Raw genomic sequence first — 20,705 nt, forward strand, 5'->3', positions numbered from 1 at the left:
TAACTCAACATTATTGGTAGACAATAGCCCAATCGACGAAACGCGCGGGGATTTCGCCGGTCTGCGCATATGTGCCCGCCACCTTGCGGATTGCCGGCACGATTGCCATGTCCTCGCCGCAGTTGGCGTGCACAAGCCGCCACGAAGGCAAGGTCAGGTCACGCGCGAGGGGACCATACCGATGACGACAATCGAAGGCGGGACGCGGCGGCGTCTTGCGGCAGTGCAGCATAAGGTGATACCGGCGCGCGCATGAACGCCCCCGCGCCTTTCTCCAGCACGTCCGCGCGGCGGCTTCTGGTCTCGATCCACGACGTTTCGCCGCGGTTCGAGGCCCAGGTCGATGCGCTGGCCGAGCGGCTGTCGCGGCACGTCGGCGCGGCGCAATTCGCCATGCTGGTGATTCCGGACCACTGGCGCGGTGCTCCCATTGCCGGCAACGCCGCCTTTGCCGCCCGCCTGCGCGGCTGGGCCGATCAGGGCATCGAGATGTTCCTCCACGGCTGGAGCCACAAGGACGAGACGCCCGCCACCGAAGGCCTTGCCGCGATCAAGGGCAAGCACATGACCGCCGGCGAAGGCGAGTTCCTCAACCTCCCCCACGCCGAAGCGCTCCAGCGCATGCGTGATGGCCGCGCGCTGGTGGAGGACGTGATCGGCCGCCCGGTCGCCGGATTCATCGCGCCCGCCTGGCTCTACGGCGAAGGCGCACACGCTGCGCTGCGCGAACTGGGTTTTGCGCTCGCCGAGGACCACATGAAAGTCTGGCGCCCGGCCAGCGGCGAAGTCCTCGCCAAGGGGCCGGTGATCACCTGGGCCAGCCGCAGCAAGCCGCGCATCGCCAGCTCGCTCCTCGCCGCCTCGCTCGGCCGCCTCGCCCTGCCCTTTACCGAGACGATCCGCGTCGCGGTCCATCCCGGCGATACCACCGTCCCCGCGCTGCTCGCCAGCATTGACAAGACCCTCGCGCGCTTCGTCCGCACGCACCAGCCTTCGCGCTATGCCGCGCTCGGCGGGGCGCAATGAACGCGCAGCCGGCGGCTCTGACGCAGGCGGACCCCGCCGCCACGCGTCCGCTGCGCATCCTGACCTTCCTCCACAGCTTCGCCCCCGGCGGTGTCGAGCGCGTGGCGCTGCGCCTGCACGAGGCGTGGCGGGCGCAGGGGCTCGATGCCAGGCTGGTCATGGGGCGCAGCTCCGGCGTCATGAAGCGCGATTGGCCGGGCCTTGCCTTCGAACTGCTCGGCAACCAGCGCGTGCCCCATGCGGGCTGGGAAACGCTGTGGATGATCTTTCACCTGCCCGCCGCGATCCGCCGCATCCGGCCCGATGTCCTGTTCTGCGCGGGCAATTCCTACACCATCGTCGCCGTCTCGATGCGCCTGCTGCTCGGCAAGGCCTGCCCGCCCGTGGTCGCCAAGATGAGCAACGACCTCACCCGCAATGATTTGCCCGTCCCCGCGCGCCCGTTCTACCGGGCATGGCTGCGCATCCAGGGCCGGGTGATCGACCGCCTCGTCGGCATGGCCCCGCCGATGCGCGAGGAGATCGCCAGCCTGATGCGCGCGCCGCGGCAGCACATCGCGGTGATCGACGATCCCTCGCTGGCGGAAGCCGATATCCAGCGCCTTGCCGCCGCCCGCGAAGCCGCCAAAGCCGCACCGCGCGGCCCGGGACGGCGCTTTCTTGCCATCGGACGGCTCGCCGCGCAGAAGAATTTCGGCCTGCTGATCGATGCCTTTTCGCGCATGGCTGGCCCGGATGACCGATTGGCCATCATCGGCGAAGGTTCTGCCCGCCGCGCATTGGAAGCGCAGATCGAGCGGCTGGGGCTCACCGGCAAGGTGCGTCTGCCCGGCCATGTCAGCCCGCTCGATGCCGAACTGGCCTCGGCCGACGCGCTGGTACTTTCCTCGGATTATGAAGGGGTTCCAGCGGTCGTCGCAGAAGCGCTTGCCGCCGGTCTGCCCATCGTCACCACCCGCTGCAGCGTCAGCATGGAGGACATGCTCGGCGGCGGCCGCTTCGGCCTGCTCGTGCCCGTCGGCGATGCCGCCGCGCTCGCACAGGCGATGCAGGACATTGCCAAGTTGAAATTTGACGAAACCGCCGCGCGCGATCAATCACGCCGGTTCACCGTGGAGATAGCTTCGCATGGCTATCGCGCGCTGATGGAGGGGCTCGCCCATGCTTAACCCCGATGGCGAAGCACCCTCCGCGAAGGATATGTCACCGATGGTTCCCCCCGAAGCCCTCACCGAAGCCCTCCCGCCCGTCCTGCCCCCGGTGCTCCCCGCCGCGCTGCCCAGTGCCGCGCCGCTGGAACGCAGTTTGCGCAAGTGGAGCGGCTGGATCGGCCCGGTGATCTCGCTCGCCATTCTGGTTGCCGTGCTGTGGCAGCTACGCAAGATCGATTGGGGTCAGGTCTGGTCGATCGTGCCGACCTCGCCGCTGATCTGGCTGGTGCTCGCCGCCAGCTACTTCGCGGGTCCGGTGGCGGACTGGGTCATCTTCCGCAAGCTCTGGGGCATTCCCGTGTCGGGCATTTTCCCGCTGCTCAAGAAGCTGATCGGCAACGAGCTATTGCTGGGCTATGTCGGTGAAGTCTATTTCTACGACTGGGCGCGCCGCCACGTGAAGATGGAAGGCTCGCCCTTCGGCGCGGTCAAGGATGTCGCGATCCTCTCCGCGCTCGCGGGCAATATCATGACCGTGCTGCTGCTCATCATGACCTGGCCGATCATCAGCCAGCTCGGGCTCGACGGCGCGGGTTCGGACAACGGCCATGTCCTGGCCACCTCGATTGGCGTCGTGCTCGTCACCAGCCTCGTGATCATGTTCTTCCGTAATGGCCTGCTCAGCCTCCCCAAGGCCGATCTCGCCTTCGTCTTCGTCGTCCACACCCTGCGCATCGTCGCCAACACCGGCCTTTCTGCGCTGGCCTGGCATCTCATCCTCCCCGGCGTCGGCATCGGTTCGTGGCTGATGTTTGCAACTGTTCGGCTCCTCTTGTCCCGTCTCCCGCTCATTCCCAATAAAGACATTGCTTTCGCCGGTATCTCTACCTTGCTCGTCGGCAGTCAGGTTCAGACTAGCGACATGATCGCCATGATATCGCTGCTGATTGTGGCAACGCATGTGGTGTTGTTCATGGGCTTGATGCTCCTTGACTTGGTTCAGCGGGAGAAGAATGCTTGAAACGTCTTGTTTTTCTTGGTGGTGCGCTCGCGCTGCTCACGGCAGCGGGGCCGATCCCTTCCACGCCCGATCTCGGCAAGGCCGAAGGTCAGTGCCGTCCGGGTGAGAGCGGGCCTGCTTTCCTCGTCGATCTGATGGGCCTCAAGGACCGCAGCGGCCGCGTGAAGGTCGAGGTCTACCCAGCCAACGACGCCGATTTCCTCGCCGACGACAACGTGCTGGTGATGGCTGGCAAGACCTTCCGCCGCGTCGAGGTGCCGGTTCCGGCCGAGCCTGTGCCGCGCCTCTGCATCCGCCTGCCCGGCCCCGGCACCTATGCCGTGACGGTGCTCCACGACCGCAATGCGGACCGCAAGTTCAGCCTCAGCCACGATGGCATCGGCTTTTCGGGCAACCCGAAACTCGGCTGGTCGAAGCCCAAGGCAGCCGCCGTAGCGGTCAGCGCGAACGGCGGCTTAACCACATTGCGTGTCATCATGAACTACCGTACGGGCCTGTTCTCGTTCGGGCCGCTCAAGCGCTCCTAGAGGTTTTTCCATGAAACTCGTCGATGTTTGCGCTTTCTACGCGCCCAAGGGCGGCGGCGTGCGCACATATGTTGACCGCAAGCTCAAGGCCGGTGCGGCGATGGGCCACGAGGTGGTCGTCATCGCGCCGGGCGAGGAAAACCGCGTCGAGGAACGCGGGCCGAACGCGCGCATCGTCTGGCTGAAGAGCACGGTGTTCCCGCTCGATTTCAACTACCGTTATTTCAGCGATGTGGCAGCGCTCTATCAGGCGCTGGACCGCGAGGCGCCGGACATGGTCGAGGCCTCCTCCCCGTGGCGCAGCGCCAGCCTTGTCGGCGAATGGCCGGGCACCGCCCCGCGCGCGCTGATCATGCACGCCGATCCGCTCTCGGCCTATGCCTACCGCTGGTTCGATGGCGTCGCCCCGCGCCCGGTGATCGACAAGGCATTCGATCGCTACTGGCGCCACCTGCGCCGGCTCGACACGCAGTTCGACATGATCGTCAGCGCCAGCCAGGGCCTCTCGGACCGACTGACCAATGGCGGCCTCGCCGGCGTCGTCACCAACCCGATGGGCGTCGACCCCGGCGTGTTCTCGCCTTCGCACCGTGACGAACGCCTTCGCAAGGGCCTGCTCGAGCTCTGCGAACTGCCTGAAGACGCGACGCTCCTGATCGGCGTCGGCCGTTTCGCGCCGGAAAAGCGCTGGCCCATGCTGGTCGATGCCGTCACCGCCGCGGGCACGCGCCGTCCGGTCGGCATGGTGCTCGCCGGGCAAGGCCGCGATCTCAAGGCCATCGAGAAGCGCATTGCCGGCAATCCGCATATCCGCATTCTCGAGCCGATCACCGTGCGCGCCGAACTCGCCCGCGTGATGGCGAGCGCCGATGCGCTGGTCCATGGCTGCGAGGCGGAAACGTTCTGCATGGTCGCTGCCGAAGCGCGTGCCTCCGGCCTCCCGCTGATCGCCCCCGATGAAGGCGGTGCGGCGGATCAGGCGCGCGCGCAGGCCCGCATGGAAGGCACCGGCTGGATCTACGAATCCGCCAATGCCGCCGCCGCTGCCGAAACCATCGTCGAATACTGCATCGCGCGCGAAAGCGGGATCGACGGCCCCCGCGCCGTGATCCCCGCCCCGCGCGTGATGGACGACCACTTCGCCGAGCTTTTCGCCAGCTACGAGCGCCTCGTCCGCGAAGCCCGCCGCGAAGTCGGACCGCGCCGCGCGGCCTGATCCGCGCGTTCAGCCGGCTGGCTGGAGCGCGGCGGAGTCGAACAGCACGTGTTCCTCGATGGCCATGCCGTCCGCGATGTGCATGCGGTCCACCCCGCACCACGCGCAATGCTCGCCGCCGATGCGGGCGCTGGCCCTCCAGAAGATGTAGAGCAGCTCGCCCGCGCCCGCGCAGTCGATCGGCGTCACTTCGAGCGCCTCCATCGCGCCCAGTATGCCGGCCATGACATCGACGTATTCCGCGCCGGAGAAGCTTCCGGCCCCGCTGAAATGGACCGTGGCGTGGGGCGCGATCAGCTCCGCCACGCGCGGGCCGCTCGGAGCCGCCCAGAACGATTGGAAGCGGGCGTAAAAGTCGGCGTGTTCGGCGCTGAGCGCAGGGTTTGCAGGGCTGTTCATGGCAATCTCCCGGGCGACTCCGGTTGCGCCCGAAGTACCTGTCCATTTTATGTGCGGAGCGCACTTATCGGTCAAGTTGATATTCGTGCGGTCTGCACATAATAGGGCGGGATGATCGACCGGACAGCCAATCTCCTCGGCGCCCTCGGCCTCGCCGTCGCGGACCGCATTGCCCAAGCCGCGCGCCAGACGCTGCACCACGCCGGGGAAACCCCCGCGGCGCTGGTGGTGATCGGTTACGGCCTCGGCCCCTCGAACGACCAGCTCCGCCATATCCTCGGCCTCTCTCACCCCGGCTGCGTACGGCTGATCGACCGCCTCGTCGCCGATGGGCTGGTCGAGCGACGGCAGGGACGGGACAGGCGCGCGATTGCTCTCCATCTCACCGACGAAGGCCATGCCTTGCGCGAGACGCTGCTCAAGGAACGCCTCGCAGTGATCAAGCCGGTCCTCGAACCGCTGGGCAGCGCCGAGCAGGATATGCTCGCCGCTCTGCTTCACAAGCTGCTCGCCGCCCTGCCCGGCACTGATCTGGAGCGTTGCACCCTGTGCCGCCTCTGCGACAACCGCGTCTGCACCGATTGCCCGATCCCCGCCGAGTTCCGCACGGCAGCACCGTCTGCTTGACGGATCACAATAGCTTTTTCATTCTATCGAATAAATGCAACGATATTATCCGGATTTTCCGGATGATTAGACAAGCCTATTCGATTTGCAGCAAGACCGGACGGCCCCTCGCCCGGCAAGAACTGCAAAGGATCATGCCATGTCGACCACTACTGCAACCGCCTCCGCCCAGATCTCCACCCCCGCCACCGGTCACCTGCTCGCCGCCACCGGCCGCGTGTTGATCGCCGCAATCTTCATTCTCAGCGGCGTGGGCAAGATTGCCGCGCCCGCCGCCACCATCGGCTATATCGCCAGCGCCGGCCTGCCCTTCGCCCCCGCCGCGCTGATTGCGGCCGCCCTCATCGAAGTCGGCGGCGGCCTGGCCCTCATCGCCGGGTTTCGCACCCGCATCGTGGCGCTGGTTCTCGCCGGCTTCAGCGTCGCCACCGCGCTCGCCTTCCACGCGCACTTCGCGGATCAGAACCAGTTCATCCACTTCCTGAAGAACCTCGCCATGGCGGGCGGCCTGCTCCAGGTCGCGGCCTTCGGCTCGGGCAGGATCGGCCTCGACCGGCGCTGAGCCTGCCTTCAGCCCAAACGAAAAACGGCGGCCGGATCGCTCCGGCCGCCGTCTTTTCGTGGGCAATCTGCGCTCGGATCAGAACTTGATCGAAGCGTCGAAGCCGAAGGTGCGCGGCATGTTGAAGTTGCCGTAGTCGCCCAGCACGCTGCCGTTGTTGCCGATCACCACCACGTTCGTACCGGCCGGGCCGCTGGTCTGGACAGCCGGAAGGCTGTTCGACGGATCGCGGCGGTAGACGAACTGGTGGTTGAACAGGTTGCGGCTCCACAGCCCGATGTTGAGCTTGGTGTCAGCGGCCGGCAGCTTGATATCGAGCACCGAGAGGCGGGCGTTGACGATGAAGCTCGAGTCCGCCTTGGTCTCGAACTGGTCGAAGCTCTGCGTCGCCTGCGCATAGTTGGCATCGATGTGGAACTTCGGCCGCGCACCGCCGAGGATCTCCGGCAGTTCGTAATCGACCGAGGCGCTCGCGGCGTTGCGCGGCGTGTAGACGATGTAGAACTTCTGGTTGACCGTCGTGCTGAACAGCGGCGTGCCCGTGCTGCTGAACTGCGTGTACGTCACCGGCACCAGCGGAATGTCGGTGTAGGTATAGGCGTACGAGACGTTCATCGTCAGGCGGCTGGTCGGCTTCACCGTGAGGTCGGCTTCAATACCGCGGATCTTCGTGGTGCCCGGGGCATTGAAGGTCACGAGGTTGTTGAAGTTGCTGGTCCCGGTCGGCAGGACCGTCGGCTGGATCGTCGAAAGGTCGACCTGGCTGCCCGTGCGGTCCATGATGTAGCCCGCAAGGTTGAGGCGGGCACGACGGCCGAACAGGTCGGCCTTCACGCCGATTTCATAGCTCTTGACGTCTTCCGGGTTGAACGCGCGGTAGTCCGAGGTGCGCGAGCTGGCACCGCCCGCGCGGTAGCCCGTCGCGTACTTGGCATAGGCGTGGACTTCGCTGTTCACGTCGTAAGCCACCGTCACCAGCGGGTTGAACCGGCGCCACTTCTCGTCGAGCGGCTTGTAGCCGTTCGCGGCGGCGATGGCCGGGTTGGCGCGGTAATCGACGTTGCGCGAATAGATCAGCTGGCCCTGCTTTTCGTCCCAGGTGTAGCGACCGCCCGCGGTGATGTGGAGCTTGTCGTTCACATTCCACGTCGCCTGGCCGAAGATCGCATAGCTCTTCGAGTTGACCTGTGAAGCGCGGTCGATCGGGCAGCCGTTGACCGCCTGACCGACGAACTCGGGGGTGTCAGCCGTGCAGAACGTGTTGGGCACGTAAGTTGCCTGCGTCGGCGTGTTGTAGATCACGCGCATCGAGTTCGGCGTCGCCGCCGTGTCGCTCACGTGCTCGTTGAAGTAGTAGAGACCAGCCACGTAATCGACCGGGCCGATCGAGCCGACCGCCTGGATTTCCTGGCTGAACTGGCGCTGGCGCAAGTCGGCAAGGCTGTAGCGGCTGAACGTGCAGTTCGACGGGCCGTTGGCGGTGCACTCGGGGCGGTAGTTGACCACCGGCACGCGGTGCGCGCCGCCCGAGTTGTCCCACTGCTGCACGTCGACGCCGCGCCATGCGGTGATCGAGCGCAGCTCGATTTCCGGCGAGATCTTCCACTTGAGCACGTTGGTGAAGCCGTGCGTCTCGTCGAAGCTGCGGCGCTGCGGCACGCCGATGTCGGCCACGCGCATCAGCGTGTCGCCATTGACCACCACGCCGGGGAGCAGCGGGCGGACAGTGCCCTGCGTGCCGACAAACGCCGTGCCCGGGGTGACGCAGGTGCTGCCGGCGGGGATCGCCAGCGGCGCGCTGTTCGAACCGCCGCTCAGGCAGTTGTTCGGGTTGTAGTTGAGCAGCTGGCTGTAGAACGGGGTGTTCTCGTCGCGCGCCACGTCATAGGAGAAGTCGTTGGTCACGCCGTCGACCGGCTTCCAACGCACGGCGGCACGGAAGCCCTTGCGATCGAACAGGCCCCAGCCTTCCTGACCCTGGAGCGGGTTCTTGGTGATCGGGTCCTGGTGCTGGTAGACGCCGTCGAGCTTGATCGAGAAGCCCTTCACTTCGGGCAGGTTGAGGTGGATCGCACCGCTGCGCGAGCCAATGTTGCCGACGCTGCCGTCAATGCTGCCACCGAACTCGCCGGTGGGGCCCTTCGAGACGAGCGAGAGCGCGCCGCCTTCGGTGTTGCGGCCAAACAGCGTGCCCTGCGGACCCTTGAGCACTTCGACGCGCTCGATGTCGAACAGGCCGGTGTTGAGGCCATGCTGGCGGCCGAGGTAGACGCCGTCGATGTAGATGCCGACACCCTGTTCGCGCGCGGGCTGGTTGGCGTCGAGCGGCACGATGCCGCGGATGCCGATGGTCAGCGCCGACTGGCGGGCTTCGAAGGTCGCGACGCGAAGGCTCGGCACGCCGCCGTCGGCGAGATCGAGCAGGCTCTGCACGCGGCGCTCGCGGATGGTTTCGGCGTTCACGACCGAGATCGAGATCGGCGTCTTCTGCAGGTTGGTTTCGCGCTTGGTGGCGGTGACGACGATTTCCTCGATCGGCACGCCGTTGGGCACGTCGACGCCGGGCGCGGGTGCAGCTTCGGCCTGTTCGTCCGCCGCAGCGGCGAAAGCGGGGGTCGAAGCGAACGCGACGAGGCACACGCCGGCCAGCAGGCCGGTGCGCAACGGATTTGCGAGTGTCATGGATAACCTCAGTTAGGGGGAATAGCTCTTCGCTGAAGCCGGCCCTAGGCTAGTTTCATGACAGTTTTCTGACATTCTGACACAAAATGTCATGGAAGAACCGCGGATTTCCGCCATTCTTGGCGATATGTTGCGTGAAATCCACGGTAATATTAAATCACTGCAACATTTCCAGATGACCGGCCCAGTCAGGTTGGGTTCAGGTTGTCCATCTAAAGTACGTATTACCTTCTATCAAAAGTTTCGCAGAAGTTACCGGCCTAGAGACTCGGCGCCCGGTTCGTCGAGTCCGTATTTCAACGGTCAGTGGCGCAGGAGCCACGTTTCGTCGCAACCCTAAGGGCTTGGGGGTTGGATCATCAATCATTGCCTGCCTTAGTTGAACGCGGGATCGCCACTGCGTTCAGGACGAACTGGGACAATGACCATCAACCGGCGCCATTTTCTTGGCGCCCTTGCCGGAACCGCCGCATCGCTCGCGCTGCCGCGCCAGGCCTTGCAGGCACAGGAAGCCGAGCCCGAACTGCCGGGCGGCACCTTCTGGGGCACCGTGCCCGTCGCAGACGCCGATGCGCCGATGGTGCAGGGCGAACCGGTGGCCATCGCGCGCTCGGGCATTCTCCCCCTTATCCCCCGCGCCCTCGCCGCGCTCGACAAGCACAGCGCGGTCATCGCGGTGCGTGACAAGATCGGCATCGTCGATTTCTCGCAGCCCTCGCGGCAGGCGCGTTTCCACATCGTCGATCTCGTCGGCGGCACCGCCTCCACCCCGCTGCTGGTCGCGCATGGCAAGGGCTCGGACCCGGCCAATTGCGGCATGGCGCAGCACTTCTCGAATCTGGTGGACTCCGAAGCCTCCTCGCGCGGCAGCTATGTCACCGGCGAGCTCTACTACGGCAAGCATGGCCGCTCGCGCCGCCTGATCGGCCTCGATCCGGACAACGACCGCGCGCTGGAACGCGGCATCGTGATTCACGCCGCAAGCTATGTCTCGCCCGCCGTCGTCGCCGCACAAGGCCGCGTCGGCCGCAGCCAGGGCTGCTTCGCGGTCAACCCGCGCGAGATCACCCAGGTCCTCGAAACGCTCGGCCCGGGCCGCCTGCTTTTCGCAACGAGCTGAGAACAGCAGAAACCGCTCGTGCCGAGCCTGTCGAAGCACCTGCCGCAACCGTGGTGCCAGCACCCTTCGACAAGCTCAGGGTGAGCGGGGTTGGGGCAATGGTTCAGCCCGGCTTCTTCGCCAGCAGTGCCATCCGCAGGCACCGGCAGACAACTTCGTCCCGCTGGTTGAGTGCCTCGTGCGCGAAGGTCACGATCCCCGCATCGGGGCGCGATTTGCTGGCGCGCAGTTCCACCACTTCGCTGGTCGCGCGCAAGGTATCGCCGAGGAATACCGGCTTGGGCATCACCAGCTTGTCATAGCCCAGATTGGCGACGAGCGTGCCGACGGTGGTATCGCCGACAGAGAGCCCCACCATCAGCGCGAAGGTGAAAGTGCCGTTGACAAGGATCTGCCCGAACTCGCTCGCCCGCGCGGCTTCGGCATCTATATGCAGCGGCTGCGGGTTGTGCGTCATCACCGAAAACAGGAGGTTGTCCGTCTCGGTGACGGTGCGCCGGATTTCATGCGCGATCCGGTCGCCCACCTGCCATTCATCGAAGTACCGCCCTGCCATTGTCCCAATCCCTTTATCCCCAAACCGTTCGTGTCGAGCGAAGTCGAGACACCAAGCGCCGCGTATGGTGTCTCGACTTCGGGTCTTCGACCCGAAGTTTATCCCGAGCGAAGACGAGGGGCTCGACACGAACGGATGTGGGTTATTCCGCCTTCTCCACCCTCACCAGCAAGGCTTCCACCTGCACCTGCGAGCCCACCGCCACAGTCAGCTCCGCCACCGTCCCATCAAACGGCGCGGTGAGCGCATGCTCCATCTTCATGGCCTCAAGCACGAGCAGCTTCTGGCCTTTGGTGACGGTATCGCCAGCCGCCACATCCACCGCGATGACCTTGCCGGGCATGGGCGCGAGGATGGCGCCGTCGGAAGCCGGTCCATCCCGCCCTCCCCTCGGCTCAGCCAATGCAATCTTGAACATCGCTCCATCTTCGAAGGCAATGATCCCATCGTCGCCGTACAACTGGTGCTTGCGTCGCCAGCTTTCACTGACCAGCGTGTAGTTGTCTTCTGTCACGTCCACGGTCAGCGGCTCACCATCGACGATCAGGCGGTATCTGCATTCCGGCGCCCTGTTGAGACGAAAGCCGCGGAGTTCGCGGACAATCTCGGCGGAAGGGGCGCCGTGCCGCCACCCTAAGTGCTTTCCGTCGGCCAAACTGGTCGCCGCGATCTGCAGCACCAGGTTTGATGGCTGCGGCGCGAGTGTAAGCGCTTCCGCATGGTCGGCAATGAAGCCGGTGTGCACTTCCCCCCGACGTATTGTCGGCTCATCCAGCAAGCGCTTCAGAAACCATGCGTTGGTGCGGACCGGCTGCATCTCAACATCACCGCAGGCGCGGGACAATCGAGCGATCGTCGAGAGCCGATCTTCGCCATGCACGACAAGTTTAGCGACCATGGGGTCGTAGAATGGCGAAATCTCGTCGTCTTCCTCGATCCCGGTCTCAACCCGCACCTCGTCAGGGAAGTTGAGATTGTAGACACCGCCAATACTCGGCAAAAACCCCTTGGCCGGATCCTCCGCATAGAGCCGCGCTTCCATCGCCCAGCCGTTGATGCTCAGCTCGTCCTGCCGCTTCGGCAGCGGTTCCCCGCTCGCCACGCGCAGCTGCCACTCCACCAGATCGACCCCGGTGATTTCCTCCGTCACCGGATGTTCCACCTGCAGCCGCGTGTTCATTTCCATGAACCAGATGCGGTCCGCGCGCAGGCCCTCGCTGGCATCCGCGATGAACTCGATGGTCCCCGCGCCCTCATAGTCCACCGCCTTCGCCGCGCGCACCGCAGCGCCGCACACGGCCTCGCGAGTCGCTTCGTCCATCCCCGGCGCGGGGGCTTCCTCGATCACTTTCTGGTGCCGCCGCTGCAGCGAACAATCGCGCTCGAACAAGTGCACCACATTGCCGTGGCTGTCGCCGAACACCTGCACTTCGATGTGGCGAGGGGAGAGGATGTACTTCTCGATCAGCACCCTATCGTCACCAAACGAAGCCGCCGCCTCGCGCCGGCACGAGGCAAGCGCCTCAGCAAAGTCCGCCGCGGCTTCCACCCGCCGCATGCCCTTGCCGCCGCCGCCCGCGACCGCCTTGATCAGCACCGGATAGCCGATCGCATCCGCCTCCGCCTGCAGCCGCGCCTCGGACTGGTCCTCGCCGAGATAGCCCGGCGTCACCGGCACCCCCGCCGCGATCATCCGCGCCTTGGCCGCGTCCTTCAGCCCCATCGCGGTGATCGAGGCGGGCTTGGGGCCGACCCAGATCAGCCCCGCATCGATCACCGCCTGCGCGAATTCCGCATTCTCCGAAAGGAACCCATACCCCGGATGGATCGCCTCCGCGCCCGTCGCCCTGGCCGCCGCGATGATCTTTTCGCCCACCAGATAGCTCTCGCGCGCCGGGCTCGGCCCGATATGCACCGCCTCGTCTGCCGAGCGGACATGCAGCGCCTTGGCATCGGCATCGGAATAGACCGCGATGGTGCGAATGCCCATGGCCCGCGCCGTGCGGATCACGCGGCAGGCAATCTCGCCGCGATTGGCGATCAGGAGAGACTGGATCATGCCCCGCACCCTTCCGTTCGCGAGGAGAACGTGAGGTTCATCACCTTCCATTGGCCGTTCTCGCGCACGAGATCGAAGTGATCCGTACCGCAGCTTGCCACCTTGCCCCCGATCGAGACCGTGAACGGCGCCCACACCATCGCGACATCCCCATCGCGCTCGACGATCATGTCGCTGATCTGCTCATGAAAGCCCGAGCCCAGCTTCATGGCCGCCGCATATTCGGCAAAGCTCTGGCTGCGCAGCCCGGTAAACCCGCTCCGCAAAGTCCCCCGCGCGGTAACGCGGCCCTGCGGATAGACGAGCTGCAGCAGCGCCGGACCATCGCCCTTCTCCAGCGTGGCAAACAGCGCATCAACGACCGCGATGACTTCCTTGTCACCGAAATCCGGCGGCGGCAGGCGCTCCCCTTGCGGGAGAGGCGCGGCAGCGAGGGCAAGGGATGAGAGGAGCGTGATCATTGGTCTTCCCTTAAACCTCCCCGGAACGGGGAGGGGGACCGCCGCGAAGCGGTGGTGGAGGGGTAAGCCCTTCGCTCACATCCTGAACACCCCAAACCGGGGCGCCTCCGCAATCGGCGCCTCAAGGCAAACCCCCAGCGCCAGTCCCAGCACATCGCGCGTCTGCATCGGATCAATCACCCCATCATCCCACAGCCGCGCGGTCGCGTAATAGGGATTGCCCTCGTCCTCGTACTTCTGCCGGATCGGCGCCTTGAAGGCCTCGGCTTCCTCCGGCGACCACTTGTCGGCATCGCGGTGCACTGTCGCCAGCACCGAAGCCGCCTGCTCCCCGCCCATCACGCTGATCCGCGCATTGGGCCAGGTGAAGAGGAAGCGCGGGTCATAGGCCCGCCCGCACATGCCATAGTTGCCCGCGCCGAAGCTGCCGCCGATCAGCACCGTCAGCTTGGGCACTTGCGCGGTGGCGACCGCCGTCACCAGCTTGGCGCCATGCTTGGCAATGCCTTCCGCCTCGTACTTCCCACCGACCATGAAGCCCGAGATGTTCTGCAGGAACAGCAACGGAATGCGCCGCTGACAGGCAAGCTCGATGAAATGCGCCCCCTTTACCGCGCTCTCGCTGAAGAGGACGCCGTTGTTGGCGAGGATGGCCACCGGCATGCCCCAGATATGCGCAAAGCCGCAGACGAGCGTCGTCCCGTAATGCGCCTTGAACTCGTGGAACTCGCTGCCATCGACGATCCGCGCGATCACCTCATGCACATCATAAGGCGCGCGCACGTCCTCCGGCACGATGGCGTAAAGTTCCTCCGCATCATACTTCGGCGGGCGCGGGGGCGCAAAAATAGGGACAGTCCCCATTTTCGCATCCTGCTTTCCACTCCCGAACGCGGCCTGCCCGAAAATGGGGACTGTCCCTATTTTTGCGCCCAGATGGCTGACGATATCGCGCACGATGGTCAGCGCATGCTCGTCATTGTCCGCCAGATGATCGACCACGCCGGACTTCCTTGCATGCAGGTCCCCGCCGCCCAGATCCTCGGCGCTGATTTCCTCGCCCGTCGCGGCCTTCACCAGCGGAGGCCCTGCAAGGAAGATCGTCCCCTGCTCGCGCACGATCACGCTCTCGTCGCTCATCGCCGGCACATAGGCGCCGCCTGCGGTGCAGCTGCCCATGACGCTGGCGATCTGCGGAATGCCCTGCGCGCTCATCTGCGCCTGGTTGTAGAAGAACCGGCCGAAGTGGTCGCGGTCCGGAAAGACCTCCGCCTGGTTCGGCAGGTTCGCCCCGCCGCTGTCGACCAGATAGACGCACGGCAACCGGTTCGCCGCCGCGATCTCCTGTGCGCGGATATGCTTCTTCACCGTCATCGGGAAGTAGGTGCCGCCCTTCACCGTCGCGTCGTTGGCAAAGATCATGCACTGGCGGCCCGAAACCCGCCCGATGCCCGTAATGATCCCCGCGCCGGGGACTTCATCGCCGTACATCCCGTTTGCCGCAAGCTGCCCGATCTCCAGAAACGGCGAGCCCGGATCGAGCAGCCGCTCCACCCGCTCGCGCGGCAGCAACTTCCCGCGCGCCACATGCCGCGCGCGCGACTTCTCATCGCCGCCCAGCGCAGCCTTGGCCACCCGCGCGCGCAATTCCGCCGCCAGCGCCCGATTATGCGCCGCGCGCGCCTGCGCCTCGGGGCTGGAAAGGTCGAGATTGGAGGAGAGAACGGGGGCGCTCATGCGACGTGCTCGCTTGCGGAGAATACCCCTCCGTCAGCCGCTTCGCGTCTGCCACCTCCCCATTTGTCCCTGCGGGAAAAATGGAGAGGACCTTTTCCCTCCCCATTTTTGCGAAGCACAAATGGGGAGGTGGCAGCCCGCAGGGCTGACGGAGGGGTCATCTTCGCGCTCATCCGTTTGCCCCGATCAATTCCCGCCCGATCAGCATCCGCCGGATCTCGTTCGTCCCCGCGCCGATATCGAGCAGCTTGGCGTCGCGCAGATAGCGCTCCACCGGCCAGTCCTTGGTATAGCCCGCCCCGCCCAGCGCCTGCACCGCCTCGCCCGCCACGCGGAACGCCGCCTCGCTGCCCAGCAGGATCACCCCCGCCGCATCGAAGCGCGTCGTCTGCCCCGCATCCGCCGCCCGCGCGACGGCGTAGGTATAGGCCCGCGCCGATTGCAGTGCGACGTACATGTCTGCCACCTTGGCCTGCATCAGCTGGAACGCGCCGATGGGTTTGCCGAACTGCTTGCGCTCGCGGACATAGGGGATCACGCAATCGAGGCAGGCCTGCATCACGCCCAATTGAATGCCCGCCAGCACCACGCGTTCATAATCAAGGCCGGACATCAGCACGCCGACACCGCCATGCAGCGGCCCCATCACGTTCTCTTCCGGCACGAAGCAGTCGTTGAACACCAGCTCCGCCGTCGGCGAGCCGCGCATGCCCATCTTCTGGATCTTCTGCCCGATGGAAAAGCCCGGCATGTCCTTCTCGATCAAGAACGCGGTGATGCCCCGGCTCGCGGCTTCCGGCGCGGTCTTGGCATAGACCACCAGCGTATCGGCATAAGGCGCGTTGGTGATCCAGAACTTGGTGCCATTGAGCACGAACCCGCCCTGCACCCCGTCCGCGCGCAGCTTCATCGAGACAACGTCCGACCCGGCCCCCGCTTCCGACATCGCCAGACTGCCGACATGCTCGCCCGAAATCAGCTTCGGCAGATACTTCGCCTTCTGCTCGTCGTTCCCCCAGCGCCGGATCTGGTTCACGCAGAGGTTGGAATGCGCGCCATAGCTGAGGCCCACCGAAGCCGAGGCCCGGCTCACTTCCTCCACCGCGATCACATGGTCGAGATAGCCGAGGCCCAGCCCGCCCCATTCCTCTTCCACCGTGATCCCATGCAGGCCGAGCTCACCCATCGCAGGCCAGAGATCGCGCGGGAACCAGTCCTCCGCATCGACCTTGGCGGCGAGCGGCGCGATCTTCTCGTCGGCAAAGCGGCCCGCCGCCTCGCGGATCATCAGGGCGCTTTCGGGCAGGGCGAAATCAAGCTCGGGCGTGGCGCGCATTTCCTGTCGGGCTCCTCATTATTGGCCGCAGTCTATGGCAAACCGCAGCTTCGGAAAAATTGAATTTTCAGCGGAAGTAGTATAGGAAAAACCTATGCTGAGCCGCCGTCACCTGCGCCAATTCCTCGCTCTCGTCGATACCGGCTCGTTCACCGCCGCGGCAAACCAGCTCCACGTTGCGCAGCCCACGCTCTCCGCCGGGATCGCTGAACTCGAACGCGAACTCGGCGCTGCCGTCATCCTGCGCGAACGCCGCGCGCTGCGCCTCACCGAAGCGGGCAACCGCCTCCTCGTCCACGCCCGCATGATCGAGCGCGAGTTCGGCCTCGCCGAGCGCGGGGTTACCGCAGCGCCCACTCCCGCCCCGCCGCTGCGCCTCGGCGTGATCGCCTCGCTTTCCACCCGCATGGTCGCCGCCGTGGCCGCCCGCTTCGAGCCGGGCCGCCTCACCCTCACCGAAGCGCCCGACGCGGACCTCAGGCGCCGCCTCGCCGAACACCGCCTCGATGCCCTCCTCACCACGCTCCACGGCGCCGAGGCAGGCGCCGAGGTCCTGCTCGAGGAAGGCTATGCCATGCTGCTCCCCGCCGCCCACCGCTTCGCCGCGCGCGCCCAGCTGCTGCCCGAGGAGCTCGCTGGCGAGACGATGATCGCCCGCCGCTCCTGCGAGATCCTCGCCGAAACCAGCCGTTTCTTCACCGCGCGCGGGGTGCGCCCCCACTTCGCCTTGCGCAGCGCCAACGATGACCGCTGCCTCGCGCTCGTCGCCGCCGGGGCCGGGGTGACCACCGCCCCCGTCTCGCTCGCCGGAGAAGGCACGGTCGCCGTCCCCCTGCAAGGCTACGACTATCGCCGCCGGATCGGCCTGATCACCGCAACCGGCCAGGAAGACCGGATCACCGCCAGCGGCCTTACCGCAATCCTGCGCGAGGTGCTTTCCCCGTCAGGCTGATCGCCTCGATTCCGGGTCTATCCGTGCTTGCTGCGAGGCCGGATGCCATGACACCTCCCCCGGCATGACCGAGGCGACCTCCCCTTCCCCGGCGCGCCGGATCGCGCTGCTCAATGTCAAGTACAGCCCCAATCTGGGCGATGGGCTCCTGTCCGAATGCCTCGAGGCGGAACTGGCACGCACGTTCCAGTGGATCGCGCCGGGGACCGAGGTCTTCTCGATCGATCTCGCCGGCCGCCGCGCCTATCCCGCCATCGCGCCAAGCCGCCGCGCCGCCGTGATCGGCCTGCTCGAAGCCCTGCCCGCCACGCTGCGCAGCCTTGCCACCCGCGCCGCACTCACTGCGCTGGTGCGCCTGCGGCTGCGGCGCCACGTCCGCGCGCGGCTTGCGGGCTGCGATGCGGTCGTCCTCGGCGGCGGCAATCTGCTCACCGATGCCGATCTCAATTTCCCGATGAAGATCGCGGGCGCTCTCCAGCAGGCCGCCAAGCTCCGCCTCCCCGTCGCGGTCTACGGGGTCGGTGCCAATCGCCAGTGGTCGGCCACCGGCAAACGCCTGTTCGGCCGTGCGCTGCAATCGGCCAAGCTTGCCTATGCCGCGGTGCGCGATTCCCGCAGCCAGGCGGCCTGGCGCGATCTGCTTGTGCCGCAAGGCGTGCGCCCCGCCGCGCTCAGCGGCGATCCCGGCCTCCTCGCCAGCTGCCACTTCCCTCGCCCGCCGCTCCCCTTTGATGCGCCGCTCGCGGGCCTGTGCATCACCGCCCCGATGGCGCTGCGCTATCACGCCACCGGCCCGGAGGCGGGCACCGCCGCAGATGCCCGCCCCGCGCTCGATGCGTGGTATGGCACCGCCGCCCGCGCGCTGGTCGAGGCCGGCTTCCGCGTCGCCCTGTTCACCAACGGCAGCCCGGAAGACCGCGACTACCTCGCCGCGATGGGCCCGGCGTGGATCCTCGCCGCCAAGGGCCCGGTCACCATGACCAATCCCTTCGCCGATCCAGCCGAAATGATCCGCTTCATCGCCGGCTGCCAGCTCATCGTCGCGCACCGCATGCACGCCTGCATCGCCGCGCATTCCTTTGCCATCCCCACCATCGGCCTGCGCTGGGATGTCAAGCTCGACAGCTTCTTCGCGCTCGCCGGACGCGGCACCTTCATCGCCGATACCGCCTCGCTCGATGCCTCCGCACTCACCGCGCTCGCCCGCAAGGCGGCGTCCGAAGGCGTCGATCGCGCCGCGCTGGAGGAGCTCATCGCCAATACCCGCCGTGATATCGCCCGCATGGCCGCCGCGCTTGCCCGCGCGATGCAGCCCCCATCCGGGCTGCCAGTGAAGGAAGCCGCATGAACCCCGCACCCGATCGCATCGTCGTCATCAACGATCTCTCGCGCCCGATGGGCGGCGCCAGCGCGCTCGCGGTAAGCTCCGCCCGCCGCTTCGCCGAACGCGGGTACCCGGTCGCGCTCCTGGCGGGAGACGCGCCCGATCCTGCGCTCGCGCTTGCCGGCATTGCCGTCACCGGGCTCGGCCAGACGCGCCTGCTCGGCCGCAGCGGCGCCCTGCTCGATGGCCTGTGGAACCGCGCGGCGGCGCGCATGGTGCGCCAGTGGATTGCCGAGAACGACACCGCGCGCACGGTCTATCACCTCCACGGCTGGTCGCAGATTCTCTCGCCCTCGGTCTTTGCCGCGCTCGCTCCGGTGCGCTCGCGGCTGGTGATTTCGGCGCACGATTTCTTCCTCGCCTGCCCCAACGGCGCCTTCACGCAATTTCGCACCGGCGCGCTCTGCCCCCACACCGCGCTTTCCCGCGCCTGCCTTGCCGAACCTTGCGACCGCCGCGGCCAGGCGCACAAGCTCTGGCGCGTCGCCCGCCATGCCCTCCAGCGCCTCGCCTTCCAGCCGCAAAGCGCGCCTCCGGTGCTGGCGATCCACGCCGGCATGCGCCCGATGCTCGCCCGCGCCGGCATCCCGCCCGAAGTGATCCACCCGCTGCCGAACCCGGTCGTCCCCTTCAGCAAGACGCGCATCCCCGCCGAGCGCAACGACACCGTGCTCTTCGTCGGCCGGATCGAGGCGACCAAGGGCGCCGACCTCGCGCTTGCCGCCGCGCGCCGCGCCAGCCTGCCGATCATCCTCATCGGTGAAGGGGCCGATCGCGCCCGCCTTGCCGCCGAATACCCGGAGGCCCATTTCGCCGGGCGCCTCGCTCCGTCCGCCATCGGCGCGCTCGCTGCCACCGCGCGCATGCTCGTGATGCCCAGCCGCTATCCCGAACCCTACGGCCTCGTCGCGATGGAAGCCGCGCTGTCGGGCCTGCCGGTCATCCTCCCGCCCACCGCGCTGCTTGCGGCCGGCCTGGTTGCCGCAGGCGCGGCAGCCACCGCCGATCCGCAAGACGTCGCCGCCCACGCCGCGCTCCTCTCCGCGCTGGCACACGATGATGCGAGGGTAGCGGCGATGAGCCGTGCCGGATTCACCGCCACGCGCCACCTTGCCCTGTCACCGGAGGAATGGATCGATCGCCTGATGGAGCACTACACTGGCCGGCTCGGGCCGGTTCAGGCCCCTGCCGCCGCCCGATCCGGATCCAGATCGGAGCTGATCGCCGCCGGCGCATAAGCCACCGTCGGCTCCGGCACGACGGTCCACACCCGCCGGTCCAGCTCGCCCAGCGGCCTGTAGGGATTGCTCCGCGCCAGCTGCCGCAAGTGCTGCACCTTGAACGGCACGATCACCAGGCTCAGCGTCGCCAGCACCACCGCCCAGCGCCACAAGGCGAAATGGCCGCTCTGGATCGCGGCCATGAACTCGGCATAAGTCAGCCAGATCGCCAGCGCGCCGAGCAGTTCGGAACTGCGCTGGCCGGGCAGCGCCAGCAAGGTCAGCACGGCGAGGAACAGCGCGCCGACCCCGGCCAGCTCCAGCGTCAGCCGGTCGGTCACATAGCCCGCCGTCAGCGCGAACGCGATCAGCAGCGCACCGATGCGAGCGAACCGGGTCACATGGCCGGGCGTGATGCGGGCGGTCAGACTGTCCATGGCCGGGAGCATGCCCCAACCTGCTCAAGGAACGCTTTCGCCCGGTGGTTAACGCCGCGCCAACGAAAGGCTCCGCATTGGGCACGGCTGAAAATGCCCGAACTCCCGGCACTAAACCCGCATCAGGGGCCGAACACTAAGGGAGATTGCTCGTATACGGGGCTAATTGCGCGAAAGCATGGCGCGAAAGAATGGTACCCCCGGGCCATGGGACCCACACGGCACAGCATCC

At 66.6% G+C, this 20,705-nt stretch carries 19 protein-coding genes; 11 read left to right on the plus strand and 8 right to left on the minus strand.

Annotation, left to right across the window (positions count from 1 at the left end; translation table 11 throughout):
- Positions 1-252 precede the first annotated feature (252 nt).
- The 5 genes from NDB2M1_RS02280 to NDB2M1_RS02300 are packed head-to-tail and all read left to right on the plus strand — an operon-like array spanning position 253 to position 4,941.
- Positions 253-1,026 (plus strand): DUF2334 domain-containing protein, encoded by a 774-nt coding sequence (locus NDB2M1_RS02280; RefSeq protein WP_072379199.1) that lies wholly within the window; start codon positions 253-255, stop codon positions 1,024-1,026.
- Positions 1,023-2,195, plus strand: coding sequence for a glycosyltransferase (locus NDB2M1_RS02285; RefSeq protein ID WP_072379201.1), 1,173 nt, complete (start codon positions 1,023-1,025; stop codon positions 2,193-2,195). Before NDB2M1_RS02280 ends, NDB2M1_RS02285 begins: the two co-directional genes overlap by 4 nt.
- Positions 2,196-2,235: 40 nt before the next feature.
- A complete protein-coding gene (locus NDB2M1_RS02290; RefSeq protein WP_072379203.1) occupies positions 2,236-3,198 on the plus strand; it encodes a hypothetical protein in 963 nt (320 codons plus the stop codon).
- On the plus strand, positions 3,195-3,725 hold the full coding sequence (locus NDB2M1_RS02295; RefSeq protein WP_072379206.1) for a DUF2141 domain-containing protein: 531 nt from the start codon (positions 3,195-3,197) through the stop codon (positions 3,723-3,725). The genes NDB2M1_RS02290 and NDB2M1_RS02295 overlap by 4 nt, the downstream gene beginning before the upstream one ends.
- A 10-nt stretch (positions 3,726-3,735) precedes the next feature.
- Entirely contained in the window at positions 3,736-4,941 is a 1,206-nt protein-coding gene (locus NDB2M1_RS02300; protein ID WP_072379208.1) for a glycosyltransferase, read from the plus strand.
- 9 nt (positions 4,942-4,950) lie between these two features.
- On the opposite strand, the gene NDB2M1_RS02305 is transcribed toward NDB2M1_RS02300, so the two are convergent.
- A complete protein-coding gene (locus NDB2M1_RS02305; protein WP_072379210.1) occupies positions 4,951-5,340 on the minus strand; it encodes a nuclear transport factor 2 family protein in 390 nt (129 codons plus the stop codon).
- Positions 5,341-5,451: 111 nt separating this feature from the next.
- Between NDB2M1_RS02305 and NDB2M1_RS02310 the strand changes: the two genes are divergently transcribed.
- Both NDB2M1_RS02310 and NDB2M1_RS02315 read left to right on the plus strand, forming a co-directional pair.
- Positions 5,452-5,967, plus strand: coding sequence for a MarR family winged helix-turn-helix transcriptional regulator (locus tag NDB2M1_RS02310; RefSeq protein ID WP_072379212.1), 516 nt, complete (start codon positions 5,452-5,454; stop codon positions 5,965-5,967).
- 139 nt (positions 5,968-6,106) lie between these two features.
- Positions 6,107-6,529 (plus strand): DoxX family protein, encoded by a 423-nt coding sequence (locus tag NDB2M1_RS02315; RefSeq protein WP_072379214.1) that lies wholly within the window; start codon positions 6,107-6,109, stop codon positions 6,527-6,529.
- A gap of 78 nt (positions 6,530-6,607) precedes the next feature.
- Here NDB2M1_RS02315 and NDB2M1_RS02320 read toward each other — a convergent pair whose 3' ends face one another.
- Positions 6,608-9,211, minus strand: coding sequence for a TonB-dependent receptor (locus NDB2M1_RS02320; RefSeq protein ID WP_072379216.1), 2,604 nt, complete (start codon positions 9,209-9,211; stop codon positions 6,608-6,610).
- Positions 9,212-9,632: 421 nt separating this feature from the next.
- On the opposite strand from NDB2M1_RS02320, the gene NDB2M1_RS02325 reads away from it, so the two are divergent.
- The gene (locus NDB2M1_RS02325) at positions 9,633-10,331 is read left to right on the plus strand and encodes a murein L,D-transpeptidase catalytic domain family protein (protein WP_054123571.1); all 699 of its coding nucleotides are present in this window, start codon (positions 9,633-9,635) and stop codon (positions 10,329-10,331) included.
- Between the two features lie 103 nt (positions 10,332-10,434).
- Here the strand turns inward: NDB2M1_RS02325 and NDB2M1_RS02330 are convergent, their stop codons facing one another.
- The 5 genes from NDB2M1_RS02330 to NDB2M1_RS02350 all read right to left on the minus strand — a co-directional run bounded on the left by NDB2M1_RS02330 (position 10,435) and on the right by NDB2M1_RS02350 (position 16,480).
- Positions 10,435-10,887 (minus strand): MaoC family dehydratase, encoded by a 453-nt coding sequence (locus tag NDB2M1_RS02330; RefSeq protein ID WP_072379218.1) that lies wholly within the window; start codon positions 10,885-10,887, stop codon positions 10,435-10,437.
- Positions 10,888-11,029: 142 nt separating this feature from the next.
- On the minus strand, positions 11,030-12,946 hold the full coding sequence (locus NDB2M1_RS02335) for an acetyl/propionyl/methylcrotonyl-CoA carboxylase subunit alpha (protein WP_072379220.1): 1,917 nt from the start codon (positions 12,944-12,946) through the stop codon (positions 11,030-11,032).
- Positions 12,943-13,407 (minus strand): nuclear transport factor 2 family protein, encoded by a 465-nt coding sequence (locus tag NDB2M1_RS02340; protein WP_054123573.1) that lies wholly within the window; start codon positions 13,405-13,407, stop codon positions 12,943-12,945. The genes NDB2M1_RS02335 and NDB2M1_RS02340 overlap by 4 nt, the downstream gene beginning before the upstream one ends.
- Before the next feature lie 75 nt (positions 13,408-13,482).
- Positions 13,483-15,144 (minus strand): carboxyl transferase domain-containing protein, encoded by a 1,662-nt coding sequence (locus NDB2M1_RS02345; RefSeq protein ID WP_072379222.1) that lies wholly within the window; start codon positions 15,142-15,144, stop codon positions 13,483-13,485.
- Positions 15,145-15,313: 169 nt separating this feature from the next.
- Complete coding sequence (locus NDB2M1_RS02350) at positions 15,314-16,480, minus strand: isovaleryl-CoA dehydrogenase (RefSeq protein WP_054123576.1); 1,167 nt, start codon at positions 16,478-16,480, stop codon at positions 15,314-15,316.
- A 94-nt stretch (positions 16,481-16,574) separates the two neighbouring features.
- On the opposite strand from NDB2M1_RS02350, the gene NDB2M1_RS02355 reads away from it, so the two are divergent.
- The 3 genes from NDB2M1_RS02355 (at position 16,575) to NDB2M1_RS02365 (ending at position 20,054) form a co-directional block, all read left to right on the plus strand.
- The gene (locus NDB2M1_RS02355; RefSeq protein ID WP_072379224.1) at positions 16,575-17,432 is read left to right on the plus strand and encodes a LysR family transcriptional regulator; all 858 of its coding nucleotides are present in this window, start codon (positions 16,575-16,577) and stop codon (positions 17,430-17,432) included.
- A 64-nt stretch (positions 17,433-17,496) separates the two neighbouring features.
- Positions 17,497-18,780 carry a polysaccharide pyruvyl transferase family protein gene (locus tag NDB2M1_RS02360; RefSeq protein WP_072379226.1) on the plus strand — a complete coding sequence of 428 codons (1,284 nt, stop codon included), beginning with the start codon at positions 17,497-17,499 and terminating at the stop codon, positions 18,778-18,780.
- Entirely contained in the window at positions 18,777-20,054 is a 1,278-nt protein-coding gene (locus NDB2M1_RS02365) for a glycosyltransferase (RefSeq protein WP_072379228.1), read from the plus strand. The genes NDB2M1_RS02360 and NDB2M1_RS02365 overlap by 4 nt, the downstream gene beginning before the upstream one ends.
- On the opposite strand, the gene NDB2M1_RS22525 is transcribed toward NDB2M1_RS02365, so the two are convergent.
- Positions 19,994-20,473 (minus strand): hypothetical protein, encoded by a 480-nt coding sequence (locus tag NDB2M1_RS22525; RefSeq protein WP_072379230.1) that lies wholly within the window; start codon positions 20,471-20,473, stop codon positions 19,994-19,996. The genes NDB2M1_RS02365 and NDB2M1_RS22525 overlap by 61 nt on opposite strands.
- Positions 20,474-20,705: the final 232 nt, after the last annotated feature.

The sequence above is a fragment of the Novosphingobium sp. NDB2Meth1 genome (assembly GCF_900117425.1).
Taxonomy (GTDB): domain Bacteria; phylum Pseudomonadota; class Alphaproteobacteria; order Sphingomonadales; family Sphingomonadaceae; genus Novosphingobium.